Here is a 13,232-nt window from a genome sequence, read left to right as displayed (position 1 = left end):
TTATCGAATGAAACGTATTTTACTGTTAATTTTAACCGCACTTTTTTCTTCTGGCGCTTTTGCGGAAGTTTGGACGATTGCAATCGATCCCGGACATGGGGGTAAAGATCCGGGAGCAATTGGACGCAACCTACATATTTACGAAAAAAATGTCACGCTTTCTATTGCTCGTGAACTGAAAGCTTTATTAGACAAAGATCCGAATTTCCGTGGCGTTCTCACGCGTAGCGGTGATTATTATATTACGGTGCCGGCACGTTCAGAAATTGCACGGCGTAATAAAGCCAACTATCTCATATCCATTCATGCCGATTCTTCGCTAAAACCAACTTTACGCGGCGCTTCAGTATGGGTATTGTCTAATCGCCGAGCTAATGATGAAATGGGACAATGGTTAGAGGATCACGAAAAACAATCGGAATTACTTGGCGGTGCCGGTAAAGTGCTATCTCACAGCAAAGAAGCCTATCTTAATCAAACTGTATTGGATCTGCAATTTGGTCATAGCCAACGTGTAGGTTATGAATTAGGCACGACGATTTTACAACACTTTGCCAAAATTACCCCCCTCAGTCGAAGCCGTCCACAACACGCCAGTCTGGGTGTATTACGTTCGCCTGATATTCCCTCGGTTTTAGTCGAAACAGGATTCTTATCCAACACGGAAGAAGAAGCGAAACTTAGCACCCAATCTTATCGTAAACGAATTGCTTATATTATTTATCAAGGATTGGTGGATTATCGTCGCCGTAATGGGGGGATAGATGTCAATACTACAGTAACCTATAGAGAAACCGTAAAAGAAAACACAAAAACCACAATAAAAAATAATAGTCAAAACAATACACTAAAAGACAGTGGTATTCGTCATAAAGTAAAATCTGGAGAAACCCTTGGTGGTTTAGCTCAAAAGTATGGCGTAAAATCTGCGGATATTCTGAGTTTAAATAATCTTAAACGTAAAGAATTATGGATTGATGAAACCATTAAAATTCCAGATAACGGTAAAAACTCGACAATATCTACCGCCAAAGCGAAGGATAAAAAAGCAGATAAATCTACTGACAATAATAACATTAAAGACAGTGGCGTTGTGCATACGGTTAAATCTGGTGAGTCTTTAAATAAAATTGCGAAAAAATATAATGTAAGCGTGGACGATATTGTGACATTAAACCAACTTAAACGAAAAGAATTACGTATTGATGAAAAACTCAAAATTCCAACCCACAACAGTAAAACAACGGAAAAAAACAGCAATACCGATACCGCTAAGAAAGAAAGTAATACAAAAACGGTCAGCAAAGACAATAACAAAACTAACGTAAAAAACGTCAAAGATAGTAAGGGAAAAAGTACACAAATTCCGAAATATCATACCATTGAAAAGGATCAGACGATTTATGCGGTTGGTCGTTTATATGACATTCCGCCAAATACGATTTTAAAACTGAATCCGAAGTTAAAAGACGGTAAAGTCATAACTGGACAAAAAATCCAAATTCGAGAATAAAAAACAAGGGAACAGAATACACCATGGCTATTCACATTCTGCCACCACAATTAGCTAACCAAATCGCTGCTGGCGAAGTGGTGGAACGCCCTGCGTCGGTGGTGAAAGAATTAGTAGAAAATAGCCTTGATGCTGGGGCGGATCGCATTCAAATTGATATTGAAAGGGGGGGCGCAACACTGATTCGGATTCGAGATAATGGTTGTGGCATTGTCAAAGAGGAATTAGCTTTAGCCTTAGCTCGTCATGCGACCAGTAAAATTACTTGCTTGGAAGATTTAGAATCCATTTTAAGTCTCGGTTTTCGTGGCGAAGCCTTGGCGAGTATTAGTTCAGTATCTCGTTTAACCTTAACTTCTCGCACCGCTGAACAAAAAGAAGCGTGGCAAGTCTATGTGCAAGGACGTGAACAGCAAAGCACTATCGTACCCGCTTCACACCCTGTTGGCACAACGGTTGAAGTAGCGAATTTATTTTTCAATACACCAGCTAGACGGAAATTCTTACGTTCAGATAAAACTGAATTTGCTCATATTGATGAAGTGATCCGCCGTATTGCACTCGCCAAATCGCAGATTGCTTTTACCCTCACGCACAATGGTAAAATCATTCGTCAATATAAAAGTGCGGTGGAAAAATCACAAATTTTGAAACGTGTTTCGGCGATTTGTGGGGAGGATTTTGTCCAACAAGCCCTTGCAATCAACTGGAAACACGACGATTTGCATTTATCAGGCTGGATAGCTATATCTGACTGTTCTCGTTCACAAAATGAGTTAAATTATTGTTATATCAATGGTCGAATGGTAAAGGATAAAGTCGTCACGCATGCAATTCGCCAAGCCTGTGCCGAGCATTTAAATACTGAACAATCCCCCGCCTTTGTGTTATTTTTGGATCTTAATCCCAATGATGTGGATGTAAATGTTCATCCAACAAAGCACGAAGTACGTTTTCAACAAGCTCGTCTGATTCACGATTTTATTTATCAAGGGGTAAGCAATGCCTTATTATCCGCGCAACAGCTCAATTTTCATTCATATGACAATCACGCGTCATCTTGCCATATTCAAATTGAAGAACCCGCAGCGGATTATCAAGCAACGGTAAAACCCAATCGCCAAGCCGCTGGAGAAAATATTTTTACTCATCCAGGCAAAACCTGCCCCAAAACCTCTTATTTTACACCGCATCCTTTACCACCTGTAGCACAGATTGAAACCCATACACCAAGCAAAACCGAACAACGGTTATATGGTGAATTACTTCAAACTGAAAAAACAAAAAATATTTCAAATGTTGTAGTTGAACCAATAACGTCGCAAACCAATGTATTACGAGTATTGTCATTCGTTGAAAATAAAGCATTGTTATTGCAACAACATCAGGATTTTTATTTATTGCCGTTGGATCGCTTGCAAAAACAACGGGTTGAACTCGCACTTAGCGACCCGCATCACAGCAAACAACCTTTACTTATTCCTGTTGTTTTTCGTTTAGATAACCAACAACAGGCGCAATGGCAACAACAAAAAACCTTTTTTGCAGAATATGGCTTTGAATTTGTGGAAAATTTAACCCAACACCGCATTACGCTCAATTGCGTACCACAATGTTTACGTCAACAAAATCTCCAAAAAATTGTGGTTTCTTTGCTTCATCTCAATATCGAAAAAAACACCGATTTTTTCACCGCACTTTTAAATTTGATTGAACTGAACGATATTACCAGTCTTGCCAGTGCGGTGAATTTATTACAAGAAGTAGAACTGTTGGCAAAAACACAAAATCCGTTGACATCCTTGCTGATTAAATTGGATTTCTCAAGCTATTTGCCATAAGGAATAACAATGTCAAAACCTACTGCCATTTTTCTCATGGGTCCTACTGCATCGGGGAAAACCGATTTAGCCATTCGCTTATATCAAACTTTGCCGGTAGAAATTATCAGCGTAGATAGTGCGTTAATTTATAAAGGAATGGACATCGGTACAGCCAAACCGAGTGCCGCAGAATTAAATCTGGCCCCACATCGTTTAATTGATATTCTTGATCCCGCAGAAAGCTATTCTGCCATGAATTTCCGCACCGATGCTTTGCGCGAAATGGCGGAAATTACCCATCAAGGCAAAATTCCTTTATTAGTGGGGGGCACAATGCTGTATTACAAAGCCTTATTAGAAGGACTTTCACCGTTGCCTAATGCTGATGAAAATATACGTCAAAAAATTGAAAATAAAGCAGAACAACGGGGATGGACGAGTTTACATCAAGAACTGGCTCAAATCGATCCCATTTCTGCACAACGCATTAACCCCAATGATAGCCAACGCATTAATCGCGCTTTAGAGGTGTTTTATTTAACCGGAAAATCGTTAACTGAATTGACTGAACAAAAAGGTGAATCACTCCCCTATCATCTCTTGCAATTTGCCATCGCCCCTGAAGATCGTGGCATATTACATCAACGTATTGAACAGCGTTTTCACAACATGATTAAACAAGGTTTTCAGGAAGAAGTGGAAAAACTGTATGCTCGATCTGATTTAAATATTCATTTACCCTCTATTCGTTGCGTAGGTTATCGTCAAATGTGGGAACATTTACGTGGTGATTATGATTTAAATGAAGCGATTTATCGTGGAATTTGTGCCACAAGACAGCTTGCCAAACGACAAATTACTTGGTTACGTGGCTGGAAAACCCCTATTCAATGGCTAGATAGCTTAGAAAATGAACAAAATCTTCAAAAGGTACAACAAGCCTTTGATCTTGCTATGCAAAATTGATATAGTGAGATAGTTAGCCAAAACGTGCTAACGTATAACAATAATAAGAAGGAAAATAAAATGGCAAAAGGGCAATCATTACAAGATCCTTACTTAAACGCACTCCGTCGTGAGCGTATTCCGGTTTCAATTTATTTAGTCAACGGTATCAAACTACAAGGGCAAATTGAATCTTTCGATCAATTTGTGATTTTGTTAAAAAATACGGTGAATCAAATGGTGTATAAACACGCTATTTCAACGGTTGTACCTGCTCGTTCAGTATCGCATCATAATAATAATGCACAGCAATACCAAAACGCACCACAACCTGAAACGGAAACCCCGACGGAATAAGATTGACAGACTATTTGCTCCAACCGAATATCACATTCAATCATCAGCAAAGTGCGGTGGAAAATCATAACATTTTCACCGCACTTCCTCGCCCTGAAATTCATTCCGCTGCACAAGATAAGGCGATCATTGTACACGTCTTTTTCTCACAAAATAAAAACCTTGACGACCTCAACGAATTTCAGCTACTGGCAAAATCGGCTCAAGTGGAAATCGCTCAAGTGATCACCACGGCGCGTTGCACACCACAAGCCAAATATTTTGTGGGGCAAGGCAAAGCGGAAGAAATTGCTCAAGCAGTTGAACTGCACAATGCCAATGTCATTTTAGTCAATCATCAGCTATCCCCAGCTCAAACTCGAAATCTAGAAAGTCTATGCCAATGCCGAGTAGTCGATCGTACCGGATTAATTTTAGATATTTTTGCGCAACGGGCCAGATCTCACGAAGGAAAATTGCAAGTAGAATTAGCTCAACTCAAGCATTTATCTACGCGTCTCGTTCGCCGAAAAACAGGCTTAGATCAACAGAAAGGGGCGGTAGGTTTACGTGGACCGGGAGAAACCCAATTAGAAACAGATCGCCGTTTAATCAAAGTTCGTCTTGCTCAATTACAAAATCGCTTAGAAAAAGTAGCCAAACAACGTAACCAAAATCGTCAAACGCGGCAAAAAGCGGATATTCCTAGCATTTCTTTAGTCGGCTATACCAATGCTGGCAAATCCACCCTGTTTAATCAAATAACGCAAGCCAATGTGTACGTGGCGGATCAACTGTTTGCAACGCTTGATCCAACCTTACGCCGATTACAAATTCAAGATGTAGGAACCACTATTTTAGCCGATACCGTCGGCTTTGTGCGAGAACTTCCCCATGATTTAGTATCCGCCTTTAAATCCACCTTACAAGAAACTACCGAGGCAAGTTTATTACTGCATGTTATAGACAGTGCGGACAGTCGTAAACTGGAAAATATTCAGGCAGTAAATGAGGTATTACAAGAGATCAACGCGGATAACGTCCCTACTTTATTAGTTTATAATAAAATTGATAAGCTAGAAAATGTTGTTCCACATATTGAATATAATGATGAAAACCAGCCAATTGCTGTTTATCTTGCCGCCCAATCGGGGATTGGAATGGAATTATTATTTGATGCCATTCGACAACGCTTAAAAAATACCATTTTATCGCTCACGATCAGATTATCTCCAAATCAAGGCAAAATCCGCCACGCTTTTTATCAGTTAGATTGTGTGAGACAAGAACAAGTTAATGAGCTTGGCGAATACCAACTTAACGTTGCAATTGATCAGGTAGAATGGATGAAATTGATGAAAAAGTTTGCAGAACTACAAGCATTCAACCAAGCAGAAAAGATGGATTAACTATTTTCCAATCCCATAAGCCTTTAACTTATTCGCAATAGCGGTATGTGACAATCCTAATCGATTAGCTAATTTTCTGGTGCTCGGGTATTTCTGATAAAATTCATTTAATACCTGAGATTCAAACTTTGCCATAATTTGATCGAGCGTTTGGTTATCAAATTGATCTATTGAAAATATAGTATGCTCAACACCCATGAGAACTTTTTCGGCAAGATTTAACCCTTGAATACTTAGTTGGTCATTTTCTGCCAGTGAACAAGCACGATATAACGCATTGTACAATTCCCGTACATTACCAGTCCACTCATAATGCTGTAAATAATCAATAAAATCAGGGCTAAACTGCGGGGTAGAAATATGCAAATGCTGGCTAATTTGCTGAATAAATAATTGTGTAAGAGGTTGAATGTCTTGCTGGCGTTCACGTAGGGGCGGAACGTCTAGGGTTAAGACATTTAAGCGATGAAATAAATCACTACGCACTTTGCCTTGTTGCACGGCATATTGTAAAGATTGTTGTGCTGTGCAGATCACGCGAACATCAGCATAATGTTCCTGTTCTTCACCCACTCGGCGGAATGTACCGTCGGTTAAGAAACGGAGTAATTTCGCCTGTAATGGCAGAGATAATTCTGCCACACTGTCTAACAATACCGTGCCACCGTCTGCATATTCAAAAAAGCCAATACTGGTTTTATCCCCTTTGGCTTGCCCGAACATTTCGCTTTCTGCATCTTCAGTGGGTAAACCCGCGCAATTCACCGCAATAAATTTGTTCGCTCTGCGTTTACTTTCTTGATGACAAGCTTTGGCAAGCAAATCCTTACCCGTACCGGTTTCCCCTTGAATTAATAACGGGACGTTAAGCAAAGCAAATTTTTTAGCTTTTGTCACTAAAGCTTGCATTGCGTCGCTATAAGCGACAATATCGGCAAAAGTTGGCATAAAGTGCGGTGAATTTTCAGTCATTTTTGCGCTCTCTTTATAGAATGGATTCTTAGAATGTAAACTAAAAATTCTAACCCGTCAATTAATCTTTACAATTTTTCCTTTTTCGTGATCTTACTCGTATTCAAAACCGTCGATTTCAAATGACTTAATACTTCCCGATGAATATGGCTCAAACGTGGTTTCTCTCCTTTTTGAAAGGCTAATGGTCGGCAAAATTCCATGGTTTTAATGCCTAATCGAGCGGTTAATAACCCTGCGCCAATACCTTGTCCTACTCGAGCAGAAAGTTTTGCCATCACATCTTGTGAAAGCCAGTCCATCCCAACTTCTTGAATAAGCTCCGTTGCACCCGTTAATGCCATATTCATTAACACCAATTTCATTAAACGTAAGCGACTAAAATAGCCAAGTTCAATACCATATAAACGAGCAATTTGATTTATTAAACGAATATTCCGCCACGCCATAAAAAAGGTATCTACCACGGCTAAAGGACTTACCGCAATCACTACGGCACTTTCAATAGCATTTTTGGTGATTAACTGTTTTGCCTTTTTATCAAAGGGTTGCATCACAGTTTGGCTAAACAAAAAGCCGACTTCTTGAGCATGATGACTTTCAGAAAGCTGTTTTTGCCATTGTACAATCGTCGGGTGTTCAAGATCGAGTTGCATCGCTTTGGCTACATTTAAGCAGAATTGTTGGCTTTCTTCATTTGATAAATCTTGGCTAAATTGCACCGCACTTTTACTTGGCTCCATTTGCCAATCAGCACTTTGTTTTTGCATTAACAGATGTTGGCGCAAATTCCGTAGGCGTAAAAATTCTTTGCCTATTGCCGTTAAACCGAGCACCACCACAAAAAAACTCACCAACGCAAACACAAAATAAATCCATTGATGTTGTTGCCATGTGTCTAACATCCATTGAATAGATTGTGCCACAATGGCGATCAGCAATAAGCTGAAAACGATCATTAAAGCTCTTGTCCACCAGTTAGATTTTGCACCAATCGCCTGTTCAAATTTTTCATCCAGTAACTCACCCTCTAAGGGTTCTTGATCTATTTCAATTTCAACATTTTCTTGGTTAAACTCTTGTTTGGCTTGAAAGAACTGTGCTTGTTCTGTTTGTTGAATATCATCAAATATTATTTTATCGTTCATTTATTATCCTTAAACCTTATTGTCATAGAAACGGACATAGCTGCTCCCCTACATTTTTAATCCAGCTTATCCCCTAATAGAAACTGCAACACTGTATCCATCCGTAAGTGCGGTATATTTTCACCCGGTTCAAGGGGTTGTGGTTCAAACTGGTCAAATTCAAATTTGTTGGTTTGCCAAAATGCTTCATTTGGCACCTTCATCGGCACAGAACCTGGAAAAACCGTGACCTGTTGTAAATCACTAGAACGTATCCCTTGAATAGCTTTGAATTTCTGACCATTTTGGGTGACGTTCACTTGTTGTGTTGCTCGAATAGATGCAATGGCACTATACTCAGTTTCAATCCCCTCAAACTCCACATAGCTCCCACCTTTTTGCACCAAATGTCGCATTAAACTGATTAAATTTGGCACCTGATCGCTAGTAATATGATCTGCTTTGGTGGCAATAAACATTAATTTATCAATGCGTGGCGAAAATAAGCGAGTTAACAGATGGCGTTTACCATAATGGAAGTTTTTAAACAGTTGAGTTAACCCCTCACGCATATCATCAAAGGCTTGCCGACTGTGGTTTAACGGTGTTAAGCAATCGGCTAAAATCACTTGACGATCAAAGTTAGCGAAATAATCTTGATAGAATTTTTTCACAATTTTATGTCGATAATATTCATAACGCTGAACTAATACCGAAAAATAACTTTTTGAATTTGCATTGTTTTTTAATTGTTCCCATTGTTCTGTAGTCAGCTCTAACAAGGGGAAAAATTGCAAGGCTGGTGCTCCCTCCAATTCTGCAGGCAAGACAAATCTCCCCGGTTGAATAAAGTGCAATCCCCGCTCTTTACACGCTTGCAAATAATCCGTGTAATCTTGTGCAATTTGCGCTAATACATCTTCATTGGCAAGCGCGGTTAAATCTAATTTTGCCACTTTTGCCAGCCAAGGTTGAGCAAGATTTTTCCGTTTATCATTAAACAGTTGAGATAATTCTTGCGACCATTGTTGATAACTTAAAGCAAGCAATGGCAAATCAAGCAACCATTCCCCCGGATAATCAAAAATATCCAAATACAATGTACCGGTTTCTTTTAAATAACTCATTAAACCGCTCTGGCGTTGATAGCGAATAGCGAGCCTTGTTTCACTCACGCCACGAGTAGATTGCGGAAAGTGCGGTGGTTTTTGTTGCAGTTCGTTTAAATTCCGTTCATATTCAAAGCGTGGAATGCTTAGATCCAGTTGAGCAATACGTTTTACCCCTAAGACGCGTAAATTTCGAGCCGGATCAAACAGCGGTAAATGACTATTATCAACCCGATTAATATGTAATAACTGATTGATTAAACTGGTAATAAAAGCAGTTTTACCGCTACGACTTAACCCTGTCACGGCAAGACGTAAACTGCGATCTAAACCGCGGTTAATAAATTGATTCATTTCTTTTTGTAACGTATTTAACATATTTTGTTTTTAATCTTTGTCTAAATCTTATAAAATTAAGGCTAATTTATCACATATAATTTCATTTAGGCTAACAATGTTGCGTTTCCGTATCTTTCGTTTTTTTCTATTGCTTTGGCTACTAAGCACAACGCATACGGCATTCTCCGCCCCAAAAGTGCCTGAAATTATAACAGATAATGGTTTAATTTACTGTACTAATGCCAGTGGGTTTTCTTTTAACCCCCAAACGGCAGATGCTGGCACCAGTATGAATGTGGTGACCGAACAAATCTATAATAAATTATTTGAACCGCATAACAATAGTGCCAAAGTCGAACCGTCACTGGCGCAATCTTATAGTATTTCAGCGGACGGCAAAACCATTATGATTAATTTGCGTAGGGGCGTACAGTTTCATCACACCGCTTGGTTTACCCCAACCCGCAATCTTAATGCAGATGATGTGGTTTTCTCGTTAAATCGCGTGCTAGGGCATAATACGTCTTTGCCTGAATTTGCAGCCGACAGCAACGAAAATGTGAATCGGCAATATCAGATTTTCCACGAACTGGCGAAAAAGGCTCGCTTTCCATATTTTGAAAGCGTGAAATTAAACCAGAAAATTAAACAAGTAGAATCTATTGATCCTTATACAGTGAAAATTGAACTGTTCGCCCCAGATGCATCAGTATTATCTCATCTCGCCAGCCAATATGCGGTGATTTTATCGCAAGAATATGCGCTACAACTCAATGCGGACGATAATCTTAGTCAGCTGGATGAATTACCGGTGGGAACGGGAGCATATCAAGTAAAAGATTATTTCCGTAGTCAATATATTCGCTTACAACGTCATTCCCATTACTGGGGTAAAAAACCGTCTATTCCCCATATTGTTATCGACCTCTCTACCGATAAAACGGGACGTTTAGCTAAATTTTTCAACAATGAATGTCAAATTGCCAGTTTCCCCGAACCAAGCCAATTAGGTTTGTTAAAAAATAATGGTGAACGTTTTCAAATGACTATGATGGATGGGATGAATTTATCTTATTTAGCGTTTAATTTTTTACGTCCCGCTATGCAAGATAAAGATACTCGCCACGCCATTGCTCAAGCGATTAATCGTGAACGGATTATTAAACATATTTATTATGATACCGCTACCATTGCTAACCGTATTATTCCGCCGGTATCTTGGGCCTCCAGTAATTCGCGTCGTGGTTTTCTTTATCAATATAATCCACAACAGGCAAAAAGTGTATTACAGGATAAAAATCTCAAGTTGGAAATGTGGGTGGTAGATCAAGAGCAAGTGTATAATCCGTCTCCGATTAAAATGGCAGAAATGATTAAATCGGACTTAGAAAAAGTCGGTGTAAACGTGAAAGTGCGGTCGGTTTCTCGTAACTTTTTAATGCGAAATCTCAATAATAAAACTGAGGATTATGATCTAATCTTAAGCGGTTGGCTCACCAGTCATTTAGATCCTGATAGTTTTTTACGTCCTATTTTAAGTTGTAATACTGTCAATGAAATCACTAATTTATCTAACTGGTGTTCACCTAAATTTGATAGTTTGTTAGATTTTGCCTTAATTCACCATAATATTGATATGCGGGCATCGGATTATTACTCTGCTCAACAAGAAATCTTAACGGAATTACCGATTTTCCCGATTGCCAATATCAAACGTTTGTTAATTTCCAATGCGCAAGTGAGAGGGATTGATGTATCGCCTTTTGGTAATATTAACTTTGAAAAATTATCCATCAGAGGCAAAAAATGATATACGCTTTCTGTCGCCGTATTTTTCTGATCTTTATTAACCTGTTTTTGTTGTCATTGGTGAGCTACAGCATTTTTATGCGTGATCCATCCAATATTTCATTTTCTCAACCGTACTTTTTTTCTGGTTATGTGAGTTATGTGGGAAGTTTGCTTAAAGGTGATTTAGGCATTACTTATAATGGTGGCGATTCGCTCAATTCTGCAATTTTTACCGTTTTTCCTCCCACCTTAGAACTTTGTTTCTTTGCAATTGTATTGGCATTTTTATTCGGCGTACCGTTAGGGATTGTCGGTGCATTTAATAAAAATCGGTTTTATGGCAAAGCAATCAGTGGCTTATCGTCTTTTGGGGTGTCCGTACCCGTATTTTGGGTTGCGCCAATTTTGCTCTATTTTGCGGCGATCTATGGTTGGGAAATTTCTGCTGTCGGACAATATAATGTGCTCTATGAAATCCCCCCTGTCACTGGTTTTACCGCTATTGATGTGTGGTTAGTCAATGTACCTTATCGAATTAAAATTATTCAAAATGTATTTCAACATTTGGCTTTGCCAACTCTCGTGTTAGCCATTTCCCCCACTATGGAAATCACAAAATTAGTGCAACGACGTACAGAATGGATTTTATCACAAAACTATGTAAAATTTTCCATGGCTCGTGGCTGGTCAAATTTGACTATTTTACATCGTTATGTCTGTCGCAACACGTTGCCGATATTAATTCCCGCGTTACCACGCTTGATTACGTTTACATTAGCCTTGTCAATGCTGATAGAAACGACTTTCGCTTGGCCGGGAATTGGGCGCTGGTTAATTTTAGCCATGAATCAACAAGATTATAACAGTGTTGCGGTGGGGGTAATTATTATCGGTTTATTTATTATGGCAGTGAATATTCTAGCCGAATTTGGTTTATTTTTACTTGATCCCTTTGGCAAAAAAGGATGGCTAAATAATGCTCGATAAAGAACCCTATGAATTCCGTGACAGCGATACCTTAAGTCAAATTTGGCGCTTATTCCGTAAAAATCGTGTTGCCTTATTTAGTTTTTATACCTCGGTCGCCTTATTATTCATCGCTATTTTCGCCCCTTGGTTAGCCCCTTATAGTAGCGATATGCAATTTGTAGGCGAAGAATTAACTCCCCCTTCTTGGAATAGTGCAGGGAAAGTTATCTACTTTTTCGGTACCGATGATCTCGGGCGGGATTTGTTTAGTCGCTTGCTTAATGGCGTGACCTATACTTTCGGTAGTACAGTGATTGTAGTGTTTTTTGTTGCTATTATCGGCGGACTGTTAGGCATTATGGCGGGCATGTCAACGGGGTTAAAATCTCGCATACTCGGACATTTTCTGGATGCCTTTTTGTCCATTCCAATTTTATTAATTAGTATCGTGATTGCAACTTTAATGGAACCGAGTTTACCAAATGCCATGTTAGCTATTTTACTGGCTTTATTACCTCACTTTATTCATGAAATCTATCAAGCGGTACATCAAGAGCTCAAAAAAGAATATGTGCTAGTGTTACAACTGGAAGGTATTTCTAACACAGTATTACTGAAAGAAACGATTTTACCGAATATCAGTGTTCGTTATATTCAAGAAATTATCCGCTCCTTTTCAGTGACATTAATGGAAATCAGTGCCTTAAGTTTTATTGCCTTAGGAGCTCAACGCCCAACACCTGAATGGGGAGCGATGATTCGAGATAGTTTAGAACTTATCTATCTCGCCCCTTGGACCGTCATTTTACCCGGAGTGTCAATTATTCTTTCGATGTTGGTCGTGATGTTATTTGGCAATGGCTTATGTAAAGCCATCAACAAATATTATGAATAGGAGC

Annotated in this window: 11 protein-coding genes; 8 read left to right on the top strand and 3 right to left on the bottom strand. The window is 39.1% G+C overall.

All coding sequences use genetic code 11. The features are described from left to right. The first annotated feature begins 7 nt into the window (after positions 1 to 7). Genes E0709_RS05690 through hflX form a run of 5 tightly spaced genes read left to right on the top strand, consistent with a single transcriptional unit; the run spans position 8 to position 6,026 of the window. Positions 8 to 1,513 (top strand): N-acetylmuramoyl-L-alanine amidase, encoded by a 1,506-nt coding sequence (locus tag E0709_RS05690; protein ID WP_132300694.1) that lies wholly within the window; start codon positions 8 to 10, stop codon positions 1,511 to 1,513. A gap of 23 nt (positions 1,514 to 1,536) precedes the next feature. Then, positions 1,537 to 3,354, top strand: a complete 1,818-nt coding sequence (gene mutL, locus E0709_RS05685; RefSeq protein ID WP_132300696.1) for a DNA mismatch repair endonuclease MutL — start codon at positions 1,537 to 1,539, stop codon at positions 3,352 to 3,354. A 9-nt stretch (positions 3,355 to 3,363) separates the two neighbouring features. After that, the gene (miaA, locus tag E0709_RS05680) at positions 3,364 to 4,302 is read left to right on the top strand and encodes a tRNA (adenosine(37)-N6)-dimethylallyltransferase MiaA (protein WP_132300698.1); all 939 of its coding nucleotides are present in this window, start codon (positions 3,364 to 3,366) and stop codon (positions 4,300 to 4,302) included. 60 nt (positions 4,303 to 4,362) lie between these two features. Continuing rightward, a complete protein-coding gene (hfq, locus tag E0709_RS05675) occupies positions 4,363 to 4,638 on the top strand; it encodes an RNA chaperone Hfq (RefSeq protein WP_132300700.1) in 276 nt (91 codons plus the stop codon). 56 nt (positions 4,639 to 4,694) lie between these two features. Continuing rightward, the gene (gene hflX / locus E0709_RS05670) at positions 4,695 to 6,026 is read left to right on the top strand and encodes a ribosome rescue GTPase HflX (protein WP_153984761.1); all 1,332 of its coding nucleotides are present in this window, start codon (positions 4,695 to 4,697) and stop codon (positions 6,024 to 6,026) included. Here hflX and E0709_RS05665 read toward each other — a convergent pair whose 3' ends face one another. The 3 genes from E0709_RS05665 to E0709_RS05655 form a co-directional block, all read right to left on the bottom strand. Next, positions 6,027 to 6,998, bottom strand: a complete 972-nt coding sequence (locus E0709_RS05665) for a sigma 54-interacting transcriptional regulator (RefSeq protein ID WP_228777386.1) — start codon at positions 6,996 to 6,998, stop codon at positions 6,027 to 6,029. Between the two features lie 68 nt (positions 6,999 to 7,066). Continuing rightward, a complete protein-coding gene (locus E0709_RS05660; RefSeq protein ID WP_132300702.1) occupies positions 7,067 to 8,146 on the bottom strand; it encodes a YcjF family protein in 1,080 nt (359 codons plus the stop codon). Positions 8,147 to 8,202: 56 nt separating this feature from the next. Continuing rightward, positions 8,203 to 9,612, bottom strand: a complete 1,410-nt coding sequence (locus E0709_RS05655; protein ID WP_132300704.1) for a YcjX family GTP-binding protein — start codon at positions 9,610 to 9,612, stop codon at positions 8,203 to 8,205. 76 nt (positions 9,613 to 9,688) lie between these two features. Between E0709_RS05655 and E0709_RS05650 the strand changes: the two genes are divergently transcribed. Genes E0709_RS05650 through E0709_RS05640 form a run of 3 tightly spaced genes read left to right on the top strand, consistent with a single transcriptional unit; the run spans position 9,689 to position 13,228 of the window. Next, complete coding sequence (locus tag E0709_RS05650) at positions 9,689 to 11,383, top strand: ABC transporter substrate-binding protein (protein WP_132300706.1); 1,695 nt, start codon at positions 9,689 to 9,691, stop codon at positions 11,381 to 11,383. Then, entirely contained in the window at positions 11,380 to 12,351 is a 972-nt protein-coding gene (locus tag E0709_RS05645) for an ABC transporter permease (RefSeq protein ID WP_132300707.1), read from the top strand. Before E0709_RS05650 ends, E0709_RS05645 begins: the two co-directional genes overlap by 4 nt. Further along, positions 12,341 to 13,228 (top strand): ABC transporter permease subunit, encoded by an 888-nt coding sequence (locus E0709_RS05640; protein WP_132300709.1) that lies wholly within the window; start codon positions 12,341 to 12,343, stop codon positions 13,226 to 13,228. Before E0709_RS05645 ends, E0709_RS05640 begins: the two co-directional genes overlap by 11 nt. The last annotated feature ends 4 nt before the right edge of the window (positions 13,229 to 13,232 follow it).

Source organism: Lonepinella koalarum (assembly GCF_004565475.1).
GTDB classification, from domain to species: Bacteria; Pseudomonadota; Gammaproteobacteria; order Enterobacterales; family Pasteurellaceae; genus Lonepinella; species Lonepinella koalarum.
This window is presented reverse-complemented; position numbering and strand designations above follow the sequence as displayed.